Source organism: Flavobacterium denitrificans DSM 15936 (assembly GCF_000425445.1).
GTDB lineage: Bacteria > Bacteroidota > Bacteroidia > Flavobacteriales > Flavobacteriaceae > Flavobacterium > Flavobacterium denitrificans.
Map to the genome: position 1 here is coordinate 111,247 of NZ_AUDL01000012.1, position 23,713 is coordinate 134,959.

At 33.4% G+C, this 23,713-nt stretch carries 17 protein-coding genes; 13 read left to right on the top strand and 4 right to left on the bottom strand.

Features of this window, described 5'->3' with window-relative positions:
- Positions 1-3: 3 nt before the first annotated feature.
- Together H600_RS0107905 and H600_RS0107910 are read right to left on the bottom strand one after the other, a co-directional pair.
- The gene (locus H600_RS0107905) at positions 4-867 is read right to left on the bottom strand and encodes a DUF58 domain-containing protein (RefSeq protein WP_026728273.1); all 864 of its coding nucleotides are present in this window, start codon (positions 865-867) and stop codon (positions 4-6) included.
- 79 nt (positions 868-946) lie between these two features.
- A complete protein-coding gene (locus tag H600_RS0107910) occupies positions 947-1,951 on the bottom strand; it encodes an AAA family ATPase (RefSeq protein WP_026728274.1) in 1,005 nt (334 codons plus the stop codon).
- A gap of 224 nt (positions 1,952-2,175) precedes the next feature.
- On the opposite strand from H600_RS0107910, the gene H600_RS0107915 reads away from it, so the two are divergent.
- The 3 genes from H600_RS0107915 (at position 2,176) to H600_RS0107925 (ending at position 5,287) form a co-directional block, all read left to right on the top strand.
- A complete protein-coding gene (locus H600_RS0107915) occupies positions 2,176-3,048 on the top strand; it encodes an aldo/keto reductase (protein ID WP_026728275.1) in 873 nt (290 codons plus the stop codon).
- A 203-nt stretch (positions 3,049-3,251) separates the two neighbouring features.
- The gene (locus H600_RS0107920; protein WP_026728276.1) at positions 3,252-4,007 is read left to right on the top strand and encodes an SDR family NAD(P)-dependent oxidoreductase; all 756 of its coding nucleotides are present in this window, start codon (positions 3,252-3,254) and stop codon (positions 4,005-4,007) included.
- 134 nt (positions 4,008-4,141) lie between these two features.
- Positions 4,142-5,287 carry an ATP-binding protein gene (locus tag H600_RS0107925; RefSeq protein WP_026728277.1) on the top strand — a complete coding sequence of 382 codons (1,146 nt, stop codon included), beginning with the start codon at positions 4,142-4,144 and terminating at the stop codon, positions 5,285-5,287.
- Between the two features lie 98 nt (positions 5,288-5,385).
- On the opposite strand, the gene H600_RS0107930 is transcribed toward H600_RS0107925, so the two are convergent.
- Positions 5,386-6,129 (bottom strand): DUF3298 and DUF4163 domain-containing protein, encoded by a 744-nt coding sequence (locus H600_RS0107930; RefSeq protein ID WP_026728278.1) that lies wholly within the window; start codon positions 6,127-6,129, stop codon positions 5,386-5,388.
- Positions 6,130-6,332: 203 nt separating this feature from the next.
- On the opposite strand from H600_RS0107930, the gene H600_RS0107935 reads away from it, so the two are divergent.
- A complete protein-coding gene (locus H600_RS0107935; RefSeq protein WP_026728279.1) occupies positions 6,333-7,475 on the top strand; it encodes a cystathionine gamma-synthase in 1,143 nt (380 codons plus the stop codon).
- 83 nt (positions 7,476-7,558) lie between these two features.
- On the opposite strand, the gene H600_RS0107940 is transcribed toward H600_RS0107935, so the two are convergent.
- A complete protein-coding gene (locus tag H600_RS0107940) occupies positions 7,559-8,350 on the bottom strand; it encodes a THC0290_0291 family protein (RefSeq protein WP_026728280.1) in 792 nt (263 codons plus the stop codon).
- A gap of 323 nt (positions 8,351-8,673) precedes the next feature.
- On the opposite strand from H600_RS0107940, the gene gdhA reads away from it, so the two are divergent.
- The 9 genes from gdhA (at position 8,674) to H600_RS0107985 (ending at position 23,652) form a co-directional block, all read left to right on the top strand.
- On the top strand, positions 8,674-10,017 hold the full coding sequence (gene gdhA, locus H600_RS0107945) for an NADP-specific glutamate dehydrogenase (protein WP_026728281.1): 1,344 nt from the start codon (positions 8,674-8,676) through the stop codon (positions 10,015-10,017).
- Between the two features lie 133 nt (positions 10,018-10,150).
- Complete coding sequence (gene porZ, locus H600_RS0107950) at positions 10,151-12,433, top strand: type IX secretion system anionic LPS delivery protein PorZ (protein ID WP_026728282.1); 2,283 nt, start codon at positions 10,151-10,153, stop codon at positions 12,431-12,433.
- A 57-nt stretch (positions 12,434-12,490) separates the two neighbouring features.
- Complete coding sequence (locus H600_RS0107955; protein WP_026728283.1) at positions 12,491-13,939, top strand: MBOAT family O-acyltransferase; 1,449 nt, start codon at positions 12,491-12,493, stop codon at positions 13,937-13,939.
- A 3-nt stretch (positions 13,940-13,942) separates the two neighbouring features.
- The gene (locus H600_RS0107960; protein WP_026728284.1) at positions 13,943-14,899 is read left to right on the top strand and encodes a hypothetical protein; all 957 of its coding nucleotides are present in this window, start codon (positions 13,943-13,945) and stop codon (positions 14,897-14,899) included.
- A 63-nt stretch (positions 14,900-14,962) separates the two neighbouring features.
- Complete coding sequence (gene recO / locus H600_RS0107965) at positions 14,963-15,676, top strand: DNA repair protein RecO (protein ID WP_026728285.1); 714 nt, start codon at positions 14,963-14,965, stop codon at positions 15,674-15,676.
- Positions 15,677-15,806: 130 nt separating this feature from the next.
- A complete protein-coding gene (ileS, locus tag H600_RS0107970; protein ID WP_026728286.1) occupies positions 15,807-19,208 on the top strand; it encodes an isoleucine--tRNA ligase in 3,402 nt (1,133 codons plus the stop codon).
- An 11-nt stretch (positions 19,209-19,219) separates the two neighbouring features.
- Positions 19,220-19,600, top strand: coding sequence for a TraR/DksA family transcriptional regulator (locus H600_RS0107975; protein WP_012022792.1), 381 nt, complete (start codon positions 19,220-19,222; stop codon positions 19,598-19,600).
- Positions 19,601-19,763: 163 nt separating this feature from the next.
- On the top strand, positions 19,764-20,363 hold the full coding sequence (locus H600_RS0107980; RefSeq protein WP_026728287.1) for a lipoprotein signal peptidase: 600 nt from the start codon (positions 19,764-19,766) through the stop codon (positions 20,361-20,363).
- A 133-nt stretch (positions 20,364-20,496) separates the two neighbouring features.
- The gene (locus tag H600_RS0107985; protein WP_026728288.1) at positions 20,497-23,652 is read left to right on the top strand and encodes a UvrD-helicase domain-containing protein; all 3,156 of its coding nucleotides are present in this window, start codon (positions 20,497-20,499) and stop codon (positions 23,650-23,652) included.
- Positions 23,653-23,713 lie beyond the last annotated feature (61 nt).

Genomic DNA, 23,713 nt, shown 5'->3' on the forward strand with positions numbered 1-23,713 from the left:
ATTTTATCTTGACTTGAAATAGCCTAATAATTTTGTTACATAATTTTCGTCGACTCTCGTATTTACAACGCCGGCACCAGATTTACTGAAAGTTTCTTTGAAATAATTTACTCTTTCGTGATAATGCTTTTCATAGTTCATTCGAACCGTTTTTGACCCCGTATCAACCAAAATTGTTTTTCCAGTTTCAGCATCTAGCATGTGCACCATGCCTAAATTTGGGATTTTTTCTTCACGAATATCATACACGCGAACTCCTGTTAAATCATGCTTTTTGGAAGCAATTTTCAAGGTCTGCTCATAATTTTCAGACATAAAATCGGAAATCATAAAAACGATGGCTTTCTTTTTCTGCGTTCCAGATAAAAATTTCAAAGCTTCAGAAATATCCGTTTTGTTGCTTTTTGGTTCAAATTCGATCAATTCTCGAATGATTCTCAAAACGTGAGAACGGCCTTTTTTTGGTGGAATGTACAATTCGACATTGTCAGAAAATAAAATCAGTCCGATTTTGTCGTTGTTTTGTGTAGCCGAAAAAGCCATCGTTGCCGCAATTTCGGTTACGATGTCTTTCTTAAATTGGCTTTTTGATCCAAAACCTTCTGAACCCGAAATGTCAACCATTAAAACCATGGTCAATTCGCGTTCTTCTTCAAATACTTTAACGTGAGCTTCGTTGTAGCGTGCGGTTACATTCCAATCGATGTTACGAATATCATCTCCGTATTGGTATTGACGCACCTCGCTAAACGTCATTCCTCGTCCTTTAAATGAAGAGTGGTATTCTCCCGAAAAGATATGATTGCTCAGTCTTTTCGTCTTGATTTCTATTTTCCGTACTTTTTTTAAAAGCTCTTTTGTATCCATTTTTGATTTGGTTTATGGTTTATGGTTGTTGGTTGATGGTGTATAAACCATCAACAAAAAACTATCAACCATCAACTTTTTAAGGTACTTCAATCTCGTTTACGATTTTGTTGATAATGTCTACAGAAGTAATGTTTTCTGCTTCTGCTTCGTAAGTGATTCCAACTCTGTGGCGTAACACATCGTGAACAACAGCACGAACGTCTTCTGGGATTACGTAACCACGACGTTTGATGAAAGCATAGCATTTAGCAGCATTAGCCAAGTTGATACTTCCACGTGGAGAAGCTCCAAAACTGATAAGCGGTTTTAAATCGGCTAATTTGTATTTCTCTGGATAACGAGTAGCAAAGATGATATCTAAGATATATTTTTCAATTTTTTCGTCCATGTAAACTTCACGAACAGCTTCCTGCGCACGCAAGATTTGATCAACAGAAACTACCGGATTTACTTTTTCGTAAGTTCCTTTTAAGTTTTGGCGAATTACAAAGCGCTCTTCGTCAATTTTTGGATAATCAATAACAGTTTTTAGCATAAAACGGTCAACTTGCGCTTCAGGCAATTGATAAGTTCCTTCTTGTTCAACTGGATTCTGTGTTGCTAATACCAAAAACGGACGATCTAATTTGAAAGTAGTGTCACCAATAGTTACTTGTTTTTCCTGCATTGCTTCAAGAAGGGCAGACTGAACTTTTGCAGGAGCACGGTTGATCTCATCAGCAAGGACGAAATTAGCAAAGATTGGCCCTTTTTTAATAGAGAATTCGTTTGCTTTAATATTGTAAATCATCGTTCCGATAACATCGGCAGGTAATAAATCGGGAGTAAACTGAATACGGCTGAAAGAACCTTGTACCGCTTGAGAAAGCGTATTAATTGCTAAAGTTTTGGCCAAACCAGGAACTCCTTCAAGTAAAATGTGTCCTTGTCCTAAAAGACCAATTAATAAACGCTCGACCATATGTTTCTGGCCCACAATAACTTTGTTCATTTCCATTGTAAGAAGGTCTATAAAAGCACTTTCTCTTTCAATTTTTTCATTGATCGCTCTAATGTCTAAAGTCGTTGTATTTTCTTCCATATAAATGTTTTTAAAAGCTTTTTTAAACTCTTGATTTTTACGTCCGGTTTTTGAGAGTGCAAATTGAATATTTTTTGAGAAGTAAGATGTTAAAGAATGGTTAAAACTTCGACCAAACACCTAATTTTAAGGACGAATTGTGAATCTATTTTTATATTTTTAAGAACTTTGATGGATATGTTTTTAAAAAGCATATTTATTACCAAAAATAACGCAATATAACCATGAGCAAAACAACATTATCGCCTATTATTTCAGGCACTATGAATTGGGGAATCTGGGATAAAAATCTTTCAGCTAAAGAAATGGAAAACTTGATACAAATTAGTATCGAAAACAAAATCACTACTTTTGATCACGCCGATATTTATGGCGATTACACCACTGAAGCTGAATTTGGAAAAGCATTTAAAGCAAGTAAAATTTCCCGCGAAAAATTACAATTGATTACAAAATGCGGTATCCAATTGGTTAATGAAAATCGCAACACAAAAATCAAACATTATGACTATTCTAGAGACTATATAATTTGGTCGGCAGAAGAATCGTTAAAGAAACTTAAAACAGATTTTATTGACGTTTTTTTATTGCACAGACCGAGTCCGCTTATGCAGGCTGATGAAATTGCTGAGGCAGTTGAAAAATTAAAATCAGACGGAAAAATTATTGATTTCGGACTTTCGAATTTTACGAGTTCTCAAACCGAATTAATTCGCCAGAAAACAGAAGTCAGTTTTAATCAAGTGCAGTTTTCGGCAACACATTTTGAACCAATGCTTGACGGAAGTTTAGATTATATGCAAACGCATGGAATTCGTCCATTATCATGGAATCCGCTTGGAACTGTTTTTAGAGAAGATACCAAAAAAACACGCCGATTGAAAAAGCTGTTTTCAACTTTATTAGAGAAATATCATTTAGGAGCTGATACACTTTTATTAGCTTGGATTTTAAAACATCCAGCAGGTGTTATTCCAATTGCGGGAACGGTGAATGTTGCCAGAATTCAAGCGTTATTAAAAGCAGTTGAATTAGATATGGACAAAGAAGACTGGTTTGCAATCTGGACTGAAAGTATGGGCGACGATGTGCCTTAATTTTTAGTATTCAGTTTACAGTTTTTAGTGTTCAGCTAAAATGCAAAAAAAATAAACACATAGAAACATAGATTTTATGTTTTTCTGAAAAGAACTATTCAACGTTTCACTTTCACATAGCTATGTGAATTCAGATGAAATGAAATGCCTTTTTTTAGATAAAGTTAAGCTATGATTCTATGTGTTAAAACAAAATATTTAAAATGAAAAAAACAGCCCTAATTACTGGAGCAACAAGCGGAATTGGAAAAGCAACTGCACAAATATTGGCAAAAAACAATTATAAAGTTATTCTTTGCGGAAGACGTAAGGATCGTTTAGAAGAATTAGAAAAAGAACTTTCGGTTTTTACAGAAGTATATTCTTTATCATTTGATGTTCGGGACAAAGAAAATGTTTTTGCAGCAATTGGTTCATTGCCAACTGATTTTTCGACTATTGATGTTTTAATCAATAATGCCGGAAACGCACATGGTTTAGATCCGATTCAAAACGGAGATATTGATGATTGGGATGCTATGATTGACATAAATGTAAAAGGGCTTTTGTATGTTTCTAAAGCAATTATCCCACAGATGATCGAAAGAAAATCCGGGCATATTATCAATATTGGATCAATTGCAGGAAAAGAAGTTTATCCGAACGGAAATGTTTATTGCGCTTCAAAACATGCTGTCGATGCGATCAACAACGGAATGCGAATGGATTTGAATCCGTATGGAATTCGAGTTGGAGCAATTCATCCAGGAATGGTTGAAACTGAATTCAGCGAAGTTCGTTTTAAAGGCGATGCCGACAGAGCTTCAAATGTATATAAAGGTTTAGACGCATTGCAAGCTGAAGATATTGCTGACATTATTCATTTTGTAGTGTCAAGAAAATATCACGTGAATATTGCTGATTTGATTGTTTATCCGACTGCGCAAGCCTCGGCAACAATTGTCAAGAAAAATATTTGAAAGAAAATTTTATTGTAGAGACGCACTGCTGTGCGTCTTTTTTACGTTTTAAGATTATGAATTGGAATTAAAATGATTTGCGGGTTTTTAATTAGTGTTAATTATTGCAATTAGTGGCAGAAAAAAAATAGACTATGATCAACAAACGCCTTTTAATTAAAAATCTCCTCGCTCATAATGACGAAAGCAGTTTTTATGACAAAAAAAGGCAATTGAATCTTCATTCTCGGGAAGGGAAAGGGAAATTCTTAAAACACATTTGTGCGTTATCCAATTCTAACCCAAATAACAATTCTTATATTGTGGTTGGAGTAGAAGATCAAGATAACGAAATTGTTGGCGATGATTTTTTTGATGACAGCCGAATTCAAAATTTGGTCAATGCCTTTTTGGAAAATCCTCCAAAAATTCAATATGAAAACGTCCCTTTTCCAAATCTTCCAAAAGATAAAGTAATCGGTCTGGTTACTATAAAACCTAAAAGTAAAATCTCGTATTTTAAAAAAGGAATTCATACTATTCTTGCTAATAGCGTCTTTGTGAGGCGTGGCAGTAATTCTACTCCTTTAGAAGAGCACGAGGAAGTAGAGAAAAATTATCAAAACACTGAAACAGTAATCGGAATTGAAAATAGTTCTCGAAACAGTATTCAGTATACTTTAGATGGCGTTATCGATTTTATGAATTTCAGGCATAAAGATATGTCGCCAAAATACCGAGTATTTAAAGAATTGTTTGTGATTTGCTGGGCTGGAGTTGCTAAAAAATCTCGCGATAAAACGTTTCTGTCCAGAGTTGACATCGAATTGATAAACGAACAAATTAAGCTATTTTATTCGGCTCAGGATGTTGTTACGATCGAATATAATGATGATACATTTACCATTACAGAATATGTTCCGTTGGGATTAAATGACAAAACAAGCTTTTATCCTTTGGAGAAGCAAACCATACATTTTTTTGACAATGGATATTATAAGATTGATCGCGAAATGCTCTTTCAGCCACCGGAGTTCAATCGAAAAATGTTGTACCATATTTACAATTCAAATATGGCATTGCTTCAAAAACTTCAAAAAGGATTTGCTTTGTCGCCACGAGAATTAGCAGATCTCGAAAATCTTCCGTCTACTTTTATGATTTGCTATTTGAATGGTTTTGATGAAGCTAAGCAAAAGCTAATTGATTCGAAATTGCTTTTAAAGCCTTTCCCTCAAGTGTATTTGTCTTTTAAAGAAGCACTTCGCATTTTGAGGAAAATGAAATATGATGTTCAATGAAAAAGGTACAAAGCAGCAGAGTAATAGAGGTACAAAGGTTTTCTGTAGAGACGCACTGCAGTGCGTCTAACCCAAAATGATTTTTTGGTTTTTAATTTTTAATGGTATTTCAAATATTGGTTTACCTCATCATACGCAAATAGAATTTCTTTTGGGCCGTCGGCGTAGGATGCCGCTTCATAGGAGTTGTAATATAAAAGCAAGCCTTCTTCGGTGTAAAAAATATTCAGAGGCAATTGAAATTTGTCGTTTTCAAACATTAATCCGGTTGCATTAATATTGGCTTTTGCTGGGATTTTATATTTCTTTCTGAATTTTTTTTCAGCGAAGGCTTTAAATTCTTTTTCATTAATAAATAATTGATCCATAAAAATTGTTTTTCCGGTTTTTGGATTAAATATTAATGATCTAAAACCTTGATATCCATGAGCTCCGCCTGTAAAAGTGTAATGATCAATTTTGATGTTTAAAATTTCTTCAGAGTGAAATTCTACATTTCCTATAATTTTTGCTTCCCAGCCAAAAGTCTCAGTAGGAAATTTTTTGTGCATTTCTTCATATGAATCGATAAACGATTGTGCCAGCATATTATAATCGGTTGCTTTTGCAGGGTCTTCATCAAAATAAGTGATTTCTTTTACAACCAAGAAAACCTTTTTATTAATGCTGTCAGCGGTAATTTTTGCGTTTTTAGCAATTGGAACTTCAATAGTGATTATAGGACAATCGCTTTTGCAGGGAATGGTAGATTTTTTCTCAAACGTTTCATTTTCAAATGAAAGCTCTTTGTTACAACTTGTAAATATCAAAAACAAAAAGACTAAAAAAGTATAATGTTTCATATATGTGAAAGTTATTTGTTAGCAGACATAAAAGGTAACATTTTTTTTTCGAAATGAATTTCTGTTTTAGCAAAAGTCTGAAGATCAGTGATTTTATGTCAAAAAATGTTAATTATATACAAAGGTAAGGAGTTGTTTTCAGGATTAGAATAAATTAAACGGTAAATTTGTACAGCATTTATAGAATTAAAATTTGTAACTATATGAAATTCAATACTAAAGTAATACATGGAGGTCAGCATCATGATCCAAGTACAGGTGCAGTAATGCCTCCGGTATATCAAACTTCAACTTTTATTCAGACAAGTCCAGGGAAGCCTTTGGCAGATTATGAATACAGTCGAGCGTCAAATCCAACTCGTACCGCTTTAGAAAATGCTTTGGCAAGTATTGAAAATGGAACTCGCGGACTTGCTTTTTCATCTGGTTTAGCTGCAACAGATTGTATTTTAAGATCATTTAAAGCCGGTGATGAAATCATTGCAATGGATGATTTATATGGCGGAACATACAGAATGTTTTCTAGAATTTATAAAGATTCCGGAATTAAATTCCATTTTGTTGACATGACTGATTTGGAGAAATTAAAATCGCTAATTAATGAAAACACAAAATTGATTTGGGTTGAAACACCAACAAATCCATTGATGAAATTGGCCGATATTGAAGAAGTTGCCAAAATTACCAAAGCCAATAAAATTTTATTTGCAGTTGATAATACTTTCGCAACACCATATTTGCAAAAGCCGTTGGATCTAGGCGCTGATATTGTTATGCACTCTGCCACAAAATATTTAGGAGGACATTCAGATGTTATTGCAGGGGCTTTAATTGTCAAAGATGAAGCATTGGGAGATCAATTGCATTTCCAGCAATTTGCAACTGGCGCAACATTAGGACCAATGGATAGCTTTTTAGTTTTAAGAGGAATAAAAACGCTTTCTCTAAGAGTTCAAAGACATTGCGAAAATGGAGAAAAAGTAGTGGAGTTTTTAAGCAATCATCCTAAAATCAAAACGGTTTATTATCCAGGATTAAAAAATCATCCGTTTCACGAAATTGCTAAAAAGCAAATGAAAGCTTTTGGTGGAATGGTTTCGTTTACTTTTGTTTCAGGCAAAAAAGAAGATTCTATTGTTTTTTTAGAGAAACTGAAAGTATTTACTTTGGCAGAATCTTTAGGTGGAGTTGAATCTTTGGCAAATCATCCGGCTTTGATGACGCACGCATCGATTCCTGCAGATAAAAGAGCTGAAGTTGGTATAACTGATGATTTGGTTCGATTAAGTGTTGGTATTGAAGATGCAGAAGATTTAATCGCCGATTTAGAGCAAGCATTATCTTAAGAAATAGATAAAATAAAAATCCCAAATTCCAATTTTTTTAATGTTTTGGATTTTGGGATTTTTTATGTTGTGATTTTTCTAGTTTAGAATTCTAAATAATAAATATATCCGAAGTTAAACCAAACTTGCCAGTCGTTTGACTTGTTTTCTTTATAGATATCTTTATTTGGATTTAAACCATCGATCCAGTCATTGCTGTACATTTGGAAACGAGTTTCAAACATTAAATCGCTCATTTTTGTTAATTTGTAATGAACACCTACTCCTCCAGTTGCTGACACAACAACTCCAGTTTCAGTAGAAAAACCGTGAGGTCTTCCGTCAGATGGGGTTAAATATTTGCCTATTGTAACATTTGGAAGTGTTAAGTCTCCTAAATGAGAACCAACTTTTGCTGAATAATAATTTACCTGAAATCCTAGGCTTAAATACGGGCTGAAGCTACCAACTGAGTTTTCGAAATCATGTATTTTTATAAAAGAGAATTCTAATTGAGATCCTAATCCTACTGTAGTTGTACTTGCGTTCATGTTTTTAAGCATTGTAACAAAAGGAGTTTCTGGCTTTTTGTCAACCCATTTTCCGTAGTGCTTTAGTTGAGTATGGCTGAATGAAAGTTCAGATCGTACTTTAAAATGCTCAGTGAAAAAACTTTCTCGATTATTAGCGGCTGAAAAGTTGATGAAATGCATAACTCCGATGCCAAATCCACTATTTCCAACATTAGTATCCAAATTATTTCTTTGTCCAAAATCTGATTGCAATGTTACAGGTCCTGCGAATATTCCTATTTCTTGTGCAAGATCAGATTGAGCATTTGCAACATTGCTAATTCCAAGAATGGCAAATAGCGTGATAATTACGGGTTTGAGCATAGTATTTGGGCTTTGAAATCTAGGCAAATATATAAAAAAGGAAATCTAAACAAAATATTAAATATGTCTATTAAAAAATTAGTAACAAAACACTTAATTTTCTGACTTTAAGTGGTGTTATTTGGTGCAAAATCCAAGGCATAAAATTGGATTTTTATTTTTGTTTAGAAATAACACAATTCTGCTCTAAAAACGAAAAAAAATAACAATTCATCATTGTTTTGCCTTATCTTTGCTTGTTGATACGAAAACGTTTTCTTAAACGTATTTTCCTGTTTAATTGATTTAAGCTAAAAACTATTATTTGAATAATTTATTTAAAAATGGAACAAAAAATAAATGAATTTATGGCTCTGGTTGAGTCAAAAAATCCAAACGAGCCAGAATTTCTTCAAGCTGTTAGAGAATTTGCAGAAACAGTTATTCCGTTTATTGCAGAAAGAAAAAAGTATGATGGAAAAAATTTACTTCTTAGAATAGCTGAACCGGAAAGATCTGTGATTTTTAGAGTTCCGTGGGTAGATGACAAGGGCGAAATTATTGTAAACAGAGGATTCAGAATTCAAATGAACTCTGCAATTGGACCATATAAAGGAGGAATAAGATTTCACCATACAGTAAATTTGTCAGTTTTAAAATTCTTGGCTTTCGAGCAAGTTTTCAAAAACAGTTTGACAACGCTTCCAATGGGTGGAGGAAAAGGTGGTTCTGATTTTGATCCGGAAGGAAAGTCAGATGGTGAAATTATGCGTTTCTGCCAATCTTTTATGACAGAATTATGTCGCCATATTGGTCCAGATCTTGATGTTCCTGCTGGAGATATTGGTGTTGGAGCAAGAGAGATTGGTTATTTGTTTGGTCAATATAAAAGAATCAGAAATGAATTTACAGGAGTTTTAACTGGAAAAGGTTTGGCTTACGGAGGTTCATTAATACGTCCTGAAGCTACAGGATATGGAGTAGTTTATTTTACAGATCAAATGCTTCGTACTATTGGACATGAGATTAAAGGTAAAAGAGTTGCTATTTCTGGATTCGGAAATGTAGCTTGGGGAGTGGCGCTAAAAGTAAATGAACTTGGAGGTAAAGTGGTTACACTTTCTGGCCCTGATGGTTATATTTATGATGAAGAAGGAATTTCTGGAGAAAAAATCGACCACATGCTTGAAATGAGAGCTACCGGAGATAATAGAGCAGAGCGATATTTAGAGAAATATCCAAATGCTGTTTTTCATAAAGGAAAAAGCCCTTGGGAAGTAAAAGTTGATATCGCAATTCCATGTGCTACTCAAAACGAATTGAATGGCGAAGATGCTAGAAAACTTATAGATAATGGTGTTTTATGTGTGACAGAAGCTGCGAATATGCCTTCTACATTAGATGCAATTAAGCTTTTCTTGGATAATAAAGTGCTTTTTGCTCCTGGAAAAGCGGCAAATGCTGGTGGAGTAGCGGCGTCTGGATTAGAAATGACGCAAAACTCTATCCGTTTGAATTGGACAAGCGAAGAGGTGGATTTGAGATTGAAAGATATCATGGTTGGAATTCACAATCAATGTAAAAAATACGGTGCAGAAGAAGATGGTTATGTAAACTACGTAAAAGGAGCTAACATTGCCGGATTTGTTAAAGTCGCTGACGCTATGCTTGCGCAAGGTGTAGTATAAATATTTTTTTTATAGTTTTTTGAAAATGTCTTCATTTGTCTTTGTGCAATTGAAGGCATTTTTTATTTATAAAAGAACAAAAAGCAAATACTTTCGTTTGTAGTATATTTGTTTATTCGAATATGTAAAAAAAATGAAGAAAGACTTTCTGTATGTTTTGTTTCTATTTCTATTTCAATTTAGTTTTTCACAAAATAAATTGTCATGGCAGGGTTATTTTTCGTTCAACGAAGTAAAGGATATCTCAGAATCATCAACTGCAGTTTATGCGGCTTCAGAAAATGCATTGTTTGTCAAAAATGCTTTAGCGAATACTACTAAAACAATAACAACAATTGACGGACTTTCCGGCCAAACTATTTCGGCGGTATATTACAGTGAGGTTTTCAAAAAGACAATAGTGGGTTACGAGAACGGTTTGATGATTGTAATTAATGAAACTGATGGCAGCATTCTGAAAGTTGTAGACATCATCAATAAACAATTAGCACCGAATCTTAAAAAAATCAATCATTTTATGGAGCATAACGGATTGGTTTATGTTTCCTGCGATTTCGGTATAGTGCAATTTAATTTGACAACACAGCAGTTTGGCGATACTTATTTTATAGGTGATAACGGTGCCGAAATCAGTGTTAAGCAAACTGCATTTTTTAATGGATTTATTTATGCTGCAACTTCAAGTGGCATAAGAAGAGCAAATATTGAAAATCCAAATTTGAATGACTTCAAACAATGGACTGTTGTGAATTCTGGAGATTGGTCAAGTGTTGAAAGTGTCGATTCTGAATTGATTGCGATTAATTCTGCAGGATATATTCACCGATTTAACTCAAATAATTTTGTTGGATTTTCTCAACTTCCACAGGCTTCGGTTGATATGCGTGCAAAAAATCATAATTTGTTTGTAACGATACCAAATGCTGTTTATGTATATAATAGCCAAATGACTTTAATTCGTCAGATTTCTAATTCTCAAGTTTTAGATAATACTGTAAATTTCACTAGCGCAACTTCAGTTGGGGATGTTATTTTTATTGGAACAAAGGAAAAAGGTATGTTTTCATCATCGCTTTCAAGTAGTGCTGCATTTGTAAATAATACTCCTGCGGGACCGGCAAGAAATAATATTTTTTCGATGGATGTGACCCCAAGTGTTCTCTGGACAGTTTATGGAGATTATGATACTTACTATAATCCGTATGATTTGGATAGTTACGGAGTTAGCAAATACAATACATCTGGCTGGTTGAATATTCCGTATTCAGATGTTAAAAATGCAAAGTCAATGACAAGAGTTATTATTAATCCTAAAAATGAAAAACAAGTTTATGCAAGTTCTTTCTTTTCGGGTTTATTGCGAATCGAAGATGATATTCCGAATTTTTTATATAATGAAAAAAATAGTGGTTTAGAATCAATTACTACCGAAGGACCAAATTATATTGATGTTCGTATAAACGCAACAGCTTTTGATAAAACAGGAAATTTGTGGGTTACAAATAGTCGTATAAAAAACGGATTAAAAGTTCTGAAATCGAATAATCAATGGGGGAGTTATGCTATGACTTCAATTTTAGATGATGCTCAAGCAAGTAGTTATGGCGCAATTCTGGTGGATCGAAATAATGTAAAATGGATTGCAACGAATAGAGACGGTGTTGTAGGTTTTAATGAAACAAACAATACATTCAAAAAAATGACTTTTGGCGCCGATGCCGGAAATCTTCCAATTGCAGATGTTAGAGCGTTAGCAATTGATAATAAAAATCAGCTTTGGATTGGTACAACAAAAGGATTACGTGTTTTATCTAATGTTGGAAATTTTCAGAATGAAAGCCAGCTAAAAGCAAATCCAATCATTATTATGGAAGATAATTTGGCTCAGGAGCTTCTTTACGAGCAATTTATAACTTCTATTGCTGTTGATGGTGCAAACAATAAATGGATTGGAACAAGTGATTCTGGGGTTTTTATGGTTTCGCCAAACGGACAGGAAACCAAATATCATTTTACAAATAGCAATTCGCCTTTGCCAAGCAACGCCATAAACGATATTAAAATCAATAGCGCAACGGGTGAGGTTTTTATTGCTACCAATAAAGGTTTGATTTCTTTTGGCGGAATTGCCACTGAAGCCAATGAAGATTTGAATAATGTTTATGTGTATCCAAATCCGGTTCGGCCAACCTATTCAGGAACTGTAAAAGTTGCGGGATTGTTAGATAAAGCCAATATTAAAATTACAGATATTGAAGGGAATTTAGTTTACGAAACAACTTCGGAAGGCGGAACGATAGAGTGGGATACAACTGCTTTTGGAAAATATAAAGTTTCTTCGGGAGTTTATATGATTTTTATTTCTGCACAGGATGGTGGTGAGACGAAAGTAAAAAAAGTGATGATTATTCGATAAAAAGTAACATCTTTGACCTCCAAAATAAATTAAAACTCCAAACAAGTCTTTGTCCACATGCTCTTTAACTCTTTAAATTTTGCGATTTTCTTGCCAATTATATTTCTGCTTTATTGGTTTGTTGTAAATAAATCACTGAAATCACAAAACATATTATTGCTTTTAGCAAGTTATTTTTTTTATGCATGTTGGGATTGGAGGTTTTTGTTTTTATTGATTTTCTCTACTGCTTTAGATTTTTTTTCTGGACTAAAAATTGCAGAATCTAGAAGCCAGACGACTCGAAAATTTTGGTTTTGGCTCAGTATATCAATAAATCTTGGCTTTCTCGGTGTTTTTAAATATTATAATTTTTTTATCAAATCTTTTTCAGAGGGCGTCGCAAATTTTGGATTGCATATAAATCCTCTGACATTGGATATATTATTGCCCGTAGGCATTTCGTTTTATACCTTTCATGGTTTATCATATGTTATTGATATTTATAAAGAGAGAATACCAGCAGAAAAAAATATTGTGGATTATTCTGTGTTTGTAAGCTTTTTTCCTTTGCTTGTTGCTGGGCCTATTGAACGAGCAACTCATCTTTTGCCTCAAATTAAACAAGAAAGAATATTTAACTATGAAAAAGCAGTCGATGGATTAAGACAGATTTTATGGGGATTGTTTAAAAAAATAGTGATTGCAGATCAATGTGCTCAATATGCTAATAATATTTTTGATCATTCTGCGGAATATTCTGGGAGCACACTTGTTCTTGGTGCAGTTTTTTTTACTTTTCAGATTTATGGTGATTTTTCAGGTTATTCAGATATTGCTATAGGAACTGCACGTCTTTTTGGTATAGATTTATTAAGAAATTTTGCTTTTCCGTATTTTTCAAGAGACATTGCAGAATTTTGGAGAAGATGGCACATTTCACTATCAAGTTGGTTTAGAGATTATCTGTATATTCCTCTTGGAGGAAGTAAAGTGGGAATGTGGAAGAAAATTCGAAATACATTTATAATTTTTTTGGTTAGTGGGTTTTGGCACGGTGCAAATTGGACTTTTATAATATGGGGGCTTTTACATGCATTATATATTATACCTTCGATCATTTTTGAGACTAATAGGAAAAATATTGATATTGTAGCAAAAGGTAAAATTTTACCAGGGATTAAAGAGGTTTTTCAAATTGCTCTAACATTTGGTTTGGTTGTTTTTGCATGGATATTTTTTAGGGCAAATAATGTAGAACATGCTTTAGATTATATTTCGAACATTTTTTCAGATTCTTTATTCACTTACCCTAAATATGATGGAGATGATTTTCAAAAGAAGTTTTTTCTATTATTATCTGTTTTTATGATTGTTGAATGGTGCGGTAGAGAAGATCAATTTGCGATTGCTAAATTTGGATTAAAATGGAAGCCTGTTTTTCGTTATCTATTTTATTACATAATTATAATAGCTGTTTTTTGGTTTAGTGGTAAGGAAGAGCAATTTATTTATTTTCAATTTTAATGTATGAAAAAGTTTGTTTTAAAAATTTTCTATTTCTTTTCGCCTATTGTAATTCTTTCTTATCCAGTTGATTGTATTATTTCGTCTTATTTAAGCAAATCGAATCAAGCTCCGGGTGAATTCGAAGTCATGGATGATATTTACAATTCAAAAGCGAATTGTGATATTGCAATTTATGGATCCTCAAGAGCATGGGTTCATATTGATCCTAAAATTATGAGTGATTCTTTAAATTGTAAAGTCTATAATTTTGGAAATGATGGACATACATTTGATTTGCAGTATCTGCGTCATTTGGAATTTCTGAAGCATAATATTAAGCCTAAAACAATTATCCTTTCAGTCGATATATTCTCTTTTCATAAGCCACTTGGTTTGTATGAAGCAGGCCAATATCTTCCGTATATGTTATGGAACTTTGATATTATGAAATACACAAGCTTTTATGATTATTATAATAGATTAGAATACATTATTCCTCTTGTTCGGTATTTAGGGAAAAACAATGAATTAAAAACTGTTTCGGAATACATGGCCAATGGAGTACCAACAGAAAAATATAGGCATAATGGATATTTAGGTATGGACCTAAAATGGAATGATGATTTTGACAAAGTTAAGGCCAAAAAGAAATCATATGCAATTAAATTGGATCAAGAAAAGATAAACCTTTTTTATACTTTTATTAATGAGTGTAAAAAAATGAAAATCAATTTAATTTTGCTCTATACACCAGAATATGTAGAAGGCCAAAAATTTGTATCAAATAGAGAGGAATTGTTAGAGCTTTATAAAAAAAATGCTAAAGAGTATCATTTAAAATTTTATGACTATTCAGATGATGAAATTTGTTTTGATAAGACACTTTTTTATAACGCAGAACATTTGAATAAAAAAGGAGCTGAAATTTTCACAAGTAAATTTGCACATGCTTTAAAGTCAGAATTAAAAGACAGGTAATTTTGAAATGAATTAAGGACTTTAAAGAAAGTCGTTAATTTAGAAAACTAGAAAAATTATACGATGCAAGTCAAAACCAAAGCCATAGTAATCTCATCCTTAAAATTTCAGGAAAAAAGCTTGATTGTAAAGTGCTTTACACTTTCAAGCGGACTGAAATCGTATTTTGTGCGCGATGCTTTTTCGAGTCGGAAAACAAGCCAGAAGATTGCTTATTTTCAGCCGTTTTCGATTTTGGAAATCGAAGCCGTTCATAAAAATAAAGGGACGTTAGAAAATTTCAAAGAAATAAAGAGCGCTGTGCCGTTTCAGAGCATTCACACTGATATTGTAAAAAGTACAATAGTGATGTTTCTTTCAGAAATGCTTCATTATTCCATTCAGGAAGAAGAAAAAAACGAACAGCTTTTTCTGTTTTTAGAAACCGCTTTGACTTGGCTGGATCATCATGACGAAATTTCAAATTTTCATTTAATCCTGCTTTTAGAGATTACAAAATATCTCGGTTTTTATCCTGATATTTCTGAAATCGATTTGCCTTTTTTTGAAATGAATGAAGGTGTTTTTACGCTTTTTCAAAATGGAAATCTGCTTTCTGAGCATGAAACAAATTTGTTTAAAAAATTATTGGAATTAAAATTCGACAACGATCAAAAAGTTTTTCATGTTTTAGAAAGACAAATTTTGCTAAAAATCCTGATCGATTATTACAGTCTGCATTTGGAAGGATTCAAAAAACCTAAATCTTTGGAGATTTTAAAAGAAGTTTTCTCTTAAATCGGTTAAAATCGTGTTTTTTGTTGCGGAATCTACCTGAAATTCCCTCAAATGAGTCTTTTTTCCGTTATCTTTTCTCTAATTTCCTCAAAATTCATTACTTTCGCACCTCGTTTAAGAAAAGGATAAAATGAGTACAAAATTTACTGAATACAAAGGACTTGACTTGCCAACTGTAGCGTCTGAAGTTCTTGATTTTTGGAAGAAAGAAAATATATTTGAAAAGAGTGTAACTACTCGCGAAGGTGCTGAGCCTTTCGTATTTTTTGAAGGTCCGCCTTCAGCAAACGGATTACCTGGAATTCACCACGTAATGGCACGTGCGATTAAAGATATTTTTTGCAGATATAAAACTCAAAAAGGTTTTCAGGTAAAAAGAAAAGCCGGCTGGGATACTCACGGTTTGCCTGTAGAATTGGGTACTGAAAAAGAATTAGGAATTACTAAAGAAGATATTGGCAAAACGATTTCGATCGAAGAATATAACGAAGCGTGTAAAAAAACCGTTATGCGTTATACGGACGTATGGAATGATCTGACCGAAAAAATGGGGTATTGGGTTGATATGGAAGATCCGTATGTGACTTATAAACCAAAATATATGGAGTCGGTTTGGTGGCTTTTGAAACAAATCTACGATAAAGGTTTGTTGTACAAAGGTTATACAATTCAACCATACTCACCAAAAGCAGGAACTGGATTGTCTTCTCACGAAGTTAATCAGCCTGGAGCTTACAGAGATGTTACAGATACTACAATTGTAGCGCAATTCAAAACTTTACCAGAAACGCTTCCAAGCTTTTTACAAGGTTTTGGAGATATTCACATCTTAGCTTGGACGACAACTCCTTGGACACTTCCATCAAATACCGCTTTGACAGTTGGTCCAAAAATCGATTATGTTTTAGTTAAAACTTTCAATCAATATACTTTTGAGCCAATCAATGTGATTTTGGCTAAAAACTTAGTTGGAAAACAATTCGGAAAAGGATATTTCTTAAGTGAAGACGACGCTGATTTTGACAATGTTAAGAACGGAGATAAAAAACTTCCGTACAAAATTTTAGCAGAAGCAAAAGGAGCCGATTTAGTAGAAATCCGTTACGAGCAATTATTGCCTTATGTATTGCCATATCAAAATGCTGAAAATGCATTTAGAGTAATTGCCGGAGATTTCGTTACAACAGAAGACGGAACAGGAATTGTGCATACAGCGCCTACTTTTGGTGCAGATGATGCTAAAGTAGCAAAAGAAGCAAAACCAGAAGTTCCGCCAATGTTGGTTTTAGACGAGAACGGAACAGCGGTTCCTTTAGTTGATTTACAAGGAAAATTCACTTCTCACGTAGGTGATTTAGCTGGTAAATATGTTAAGAACGAATACTACGATGCAGGACAAGCCCCAGAGAAATCTGTAGATGTTGAAATCGCTATTCGTCTTAAAGAAGAAAATAAAGCATTTAAAGTTGAAAAATACGTGCACAGTTATCCACACAGCTGGAGAACAGATGAGCCGTTATTATACTATCCTCTAGATTCATGGTTTATCAAAGTAACCGACGTAAAAGATAGAATGTTCGACCTGAACGAAACTATCAATTGGAAACCTAAATCTACTGGTGAAGGACGTTTTGGGAACTGGCTTAAAAATGCTAACGACTGGAACTTATCTCGTTCTAGATATTGGGGTATTCCTTTGCCAATCTGGAGAACAGAAGATAAAACGGAAGAAGTTATTATCGGTTCTGTTGAAGAATTGTACAATGCAATCGAAAAATCGATCGAAGCAGGTTTCCAAAAAGAAAATCCGTTTAAAGGATTTGAAATCGGAAACATGGCTGAGTCAAATTATGATTTAATCGATTTGCACAAAAATGTTGTTGATGCTATTACTTTAGTTTCGGCTTCTGGAAAACCTATGAAGCGCGAAAGTGATCTAATCGACGTTTGGTTCGATTCTGGGGCAATGCCTTATGCACAATGGCACTATCCTTTTGAGAACAAAGACAAAATTGATGGGAATAAAGATTTTCCAGCTAATTTCATTGCTGAAGGAGTAGACCAGACTCGTGGATGGTTTTATACTTTACACGCTATCGGAACTTTGGTTTTTGATAAAATAGCGTACAAAAACGTAGTTTCAAACGGTTTGGTTTTAGATAAAAACGGAATCAAAATGTCTAAGAGTAAAGGAAATACCATAGACCCGTTTAAAACCATTGCAGAAAACGGCCCAGATGCTACACGCTGGTATATGATTATGAATGCAAATCCGTGGGACAACTTGAAGTTTGACCTTGAGGGAATTGCTGAGGTAAAACGTAAATTCTTCGGAACGCTTTACAATACCTATTCATTCTTCTCGTTATATGCTAACATCGACGGATTTAAATATGCTGAAGCTGAAATTCCGTTAAACGAAAGACCGGAAATCGATCAGTGGATCATTTCGGAGTTGAATACTTTAATAAAGTTTGTTGATGAATGTTATGAAGATTATGAGCCAACAAAAGCGACAAGAGCAATTTCTGAATTTGTTCAGGAAAACTTGAGTAACTGGTACGTTCGTTTATGTCGTCGTCGTTTCTGGAAAGGAGAATATGCAAAAGACAAAATTGCAGCTTACCAAACGCTTTATACTTGTTTGCTTACAATCAGTAAATTAAGCGCTCCGGTGGCTCCATTTTTTATGGATAAATTATACAGAGATTTGACATCATCTACGGGAACCGAGGATTTTGCTAGTGTTCACTTGGCTGAATTCCCGAAATTTGTCGAAAACTTTGTTAATAAAACGTTAGAAAGCAAAATGCAGAAGGCGCAAACAATCTCCTCTTTAGTTTTATCACTGCGTAAAAAAGAGATGATTAAAGTTCGTCAACCTCTTCAAAAGGTAATGATTCCGGTACTTGACGAGAATCAGAGAGCTGAAATAGAAGCTATTTCCGACCTTGTAAAAGCCGAAGTAAACGTAAAAGAAATCGAACTTTTAGACGACGCTTCAGGTATTTTGGTAAAACAAATTAAGCCTAATTTTAAAGCTCTTGGACCTCGTTTTGGAAAGGATATGGGTCTGATTTCCAAAGAAATACAAGGCTTTACAGCGGATCAGATTAATCAGTTAGACAAGCAAGGAACGCTGGATATTGTTATTTCTGGAAATAATGTAACTTTATCATTAGAAGACGTCGAGATAACATCTCAGGATATTGAAGGATGGTTGGTTGCAAATTCAAACGGAATTACAGTTGCACTTGACATCACAATTTCTGAGGAGTTGAAAAATGAAGGTATCGCAAGAGAATTGGTAAACAGAATCCAGAATATCCGTAAAGATTCAGGATTTGAAGTTACTGATAAGATTAAGGTACAGATAAAAAGAGATGGCATTTTAGAAGATGCAGTTTCAAAAAATGAGGACTATATTAAGTCTGAGACATTAACAGATGATTTGTTTTTTGTGGATGCTTTAGAAAACGGCACAGAAATTGAGTTTGATGATATTAGAACAATGATATTAATTTCAAAATAAGTATAAATACCATGATAGATGAAATTACAAGATACTCTGACGCTGACTTAGCGGAGTTCAAAGAAATAATCCAGGCAAAAATTAAAAAAGCACAAGAAGATCTTGATTTGATCAAAAGTGCCTATATGAACGATTTGAATAACGGAACTGACGATACTTCTCCAACTTTTAAAGCTTTTGAAGAAGGAAGTGAGACCATGTCAAAAGAAGCGAACTCTCAGTTGGCTATCAGACAAGAGAAATTCATTCGTGACTTAAAAAACGCTTTATTCCGTGTTGAAAATAAAACATACGGTATTTGCAAAGTAACAGGTAAATTAATCAGCAAAGAAAGGCTTAAAATCGTTCCTCATGCAACAATGAGTATCGAAGCTAAAAACTTGCAGAGATAAAATTACGTATAAATACGTGAGAAAAAAAGCGCTCTTAAAGGAGTGCTTTTTTTGTTTATCCTGAGGATAAAATAACTTTATTTATAACTTATATGAATTAACGCTCCTTTGGGAGTTCTTTTTTTGATTTAATTGTTATTTTTGCCCATCAAAATTTTACAAAATGTCATTACGAAAAGCGTATCTTCTTATATTTTTAGTTTTAATTGTAGATCAGTGGTCAAAAATTTATGTAAAAACAAATTTTATTCTTGGTGAAGAATTCCCTGTTTTTGATTGGTTTAAAATTCATTTTATCGAAAATGAAGGAATGGCGTGGGGGACAAAAATACCAGGAGAATATGGAAAACTTATTTTGACGGTGTTTAGAATTTTTGCAGTTTTCGGAATCGGTTGGTGGCTTGCTGATGCAGTAAAAAAACGCCATTCTACTTATTTGATTGTGGCAATCGCTTTGATTTTTGCGGGAGCTGCAGGAAATATTCTTGATTCTGTTTTTTATGGAGTTATTTTTGATGACAGCACACACAATATAGCGACGCTTTTTTCACCTAATCCTTATGGAAGTTGGTTTCATGGTTTGGTAGTTGATATGTTTTATTTTCCTATTTGGGAAGGTAATCTTCCAACTTGGTTGCCAATTTTTGGAGGAAAACATTTTGCTTTTTTTAATGCGATTTTTAATGTTGCCGATGTTGCGATTTCTACAGGTGTCGGAGTTTTATTGGTTTTCAATAAAAGAGCTTTCCCAAAACACAATTAATTAATTAAAAAATAATAAAATTCCAAATTCTAATATTCAAAGCATTCACTGCAAGTAGATATTGGAATTTGGAATTTTTCATTATTGGGGTTTAATATTATTGTATTATTTTTACGATACAAAAAATCAAACTATGCAAAGTCCGTCTTTTTCTATTTATGATGCTTCTGCAGGCTCGGGAAAGACATATACATTGGTTAAAGAGTATCTCAAAATTATTCTTTCTTCGCCAAAAAACGATGCATATCGAAATATACTAGCGATAACTTTTACCAATAAAGCGGTTCACGAAATGAAAAGCCGTATTGTTGGTAGTTTGTCGGAATTCGCAAAAGACGAACCTTCTTCAAAAGCAATTTCCTTAATGGAGGATTTGGCTAGAGAGACCGGGCTTTCGATTATTAAAATCAAAACAAAATCTCAAAATATCATTAAGCATTTAATACATAATTATGCGGCTTTTGATATTTCGACAATTGATAAATTTACCCATAAAGTAATTAGAGCCTTTGCGCACGATTTGAATCTTCCAATGACTTTTGAAGTTACCTTGGATACTGAGAATCTATTGATAGAGGCTGTAGATGCAATTATTGCCCAAGCGGGTCAAGATGAAACGCTGACTAATTTGCTGATCGATTTTACGATGGAAAAAACTGATGATGACAAAAGTTGGGATGTTTCTCGTGAGATTTTGGAAACAGGAAGATTGGTGCTGAATGAAAATAATCGAAACGAAATTTTGCACTTTCATGATAAATCAATTGAAGAATTTATCGAGATTAAAAAGAAAATGCTCGCGCTTTGTAAAGATTTGGAAAATGAAAATGAAATTTGGGCAACAGATGCACTTTCGTTAATAGATAAAAACGGAATTGATTTTAAGTCCTTTTCGCGCGGGACTTTTCCAAATCATTTAGAAAGTATTCGTGACGGAAAATTCAATCCGAAAAATAAGACTTTCCATGAATTTGATGAAATTGCGATTAATAAAACGGCCAAAGACCGTGCTTTAATTGAAAATATTATTCCTGATTTGCTTCAGATATTGAGTAAGATTTACAAGAATTTCGAAAAAAGAGATTTTTATAAAGCTTTTTTGAAAAATATTACGCCGCTTTCATTGTTGAATACTGTAAGCAATGAATTGGCAAAAATTCAATCGGAACAAAATATTCTTTCTATTTCTGAATTTAACGCCATAATTCATAGGGAGATTCAAAATCAACCGGCGCCTTTTATATATGAGCGTTTAGGAGAGAGATATCGCCACTTTTTTATTGATGAGTTTCAGGATACATCTGAAATGCAATGGCAAAATTTGATCCCGCTGATCGACAATTCGCTTTCGGGCCAAGATGATTTGGGAAATAAAGGAACGTTGATGATTGTAGGAGATCCTAAACAATCTATTTATCGTTGGCGAGGAGGAAAAGCAGAGCAGTTTATTGAGCTTAGTAAAGATGTGAATCCTTTTAATAATCCAGATAAGGAGATAAAGCATTTAAATACAAATTATAGGAGCTTTAGTGAAGTTATTGACTTTAATAACGCTTTTTTTAAATTTATTTCTGCTGAATTTTCAAACGAAGATTATAAAGATTTATATGAAAATCATAGTTTTCAGAACGCAAATTCGAAAAAAGGAGGTTACGTGAATATTTCATTTCTTCCAATTATTGAAAAAACTGATACGGCAGATGAGGAAGAAGCCGTTGAAAAATCGGATTTGTATGTTTTGGCGACTTTAAATACGATTTTAAAAGTTGTCAATGAAGGTTTTCAGTATAAGGACATTGTTGTTCTGACTCGAAAAAGAGACCAAGGAATTGCAATTGCTAATTATTTGACAGAGCAGAATATCCCGCTTTTGTCTTCAGAAACGTTAATGATAAAAAATGCAACCGAAGTTCGCTTGATAATTCATCTTTTAAAATATCTGAATAATAGTGCCGATTTAGAATCGAAAGCAAACTTCCTTCAATTTTTAGCTTCAACACTAGACAGGGGAATTCCGATTCATGATTTTATAGCCGATGGAATGTCAAATAAGTCAGAAACTGATTTTGAAAAATGGCTTCTGACTTTTGATGTCTCATTGAATTTTGAAGATCTTCGAAAAAAATCACTATATGAGGCCGTAGAAATTATCATTTCTAAGTTTATTCTTCCTTCAGAAGGAAATGCCTACGTGCAATTTTTTCTGGATATTGTATTGGAAAGAGATATGAGAAGTCAGGCAGGTATTGCAGACTTTTTGAGTTTTTGGGATAAAAACGCTGAGAAATTCAGTATTCCTTCTCCAGAAGGGAATAATGCTGTCCGAATAATGACTATTCATAAATCAAAAGGCTTAGAATTTCCAGTTGTAATTATGCCTTTTGCAGAAGAGGATTATAATCGAAAACCAAAAGATAAATTATGGCTTGATACTGAAGCGGATTTAGGTGTTCCAAAGGCTTTGATTGATAACAGCAGTGCTGTCGAAAATTTTGGAGAAAGCGCGTCAGCAATTTTCAATTTAAAAAAACAAGAAGAACTATTAGATAATATAAATGTTCTTTATGTGGCTCTGACCCGTGCGGAAGAACAATTATATGTGATTTCACAATCTTTAAAAGAACGAAAAGACGGTGAGTTTCCTAATAATATGGCTTCTTTTTTTATCAAATATTTGGATTATCTTGGAATTTATGATTCAGAAAAATTAGAATATGAATTTGGGAATCCAACTAAATTATCTGAATCAGCCGAATTTGTTGATTCGGTGAAAGAAATTCCAGTTGTTAGAGAGGTTTTAAACCCAAAAAACATAAAAATAGCCCAAAGAGAAGCTTTAATGTGGGGAACGAATCAACAAGAGGCAATATCGTATGGGAATGTCGTTCATGAAATTTTGGCTTTCGTAAAAAATAAGTCAGATATTGAATTGGCAGTTGCAAAAGCTCTTGAGGAAGGTTTGATAAAGTTGGATCAAACAAATCAGGTTTTGAAAACGTTGAAGGAGATTGTAAATCATTCTGAAATTAGTGTTTGTTTCGAAGGGAATGTCAAGATTTTAAATGAGCAGACAATTGTTCAAAAACAAGGAAAAATCCTAAAACCTGACAGAATTGTGTTGACAGAAGATAAAAAAGCTTATATACTCGATTACAAGACTGGTGCAATAAATTCTAAATATAAACAGCAAATTCAAGAATATCAAGATGCTGTTGAGGATTTAGGATATAAAGTGTTAAAAAAGGTCTTGGTGTATATTGGAACCGAAATCGATGTAGTAAATTTGTGAAAAAATTAATCAGATGTTAAAGGTTTAAAGGCTTATTTTGAAGTAAGTTGTTAATTTTTAA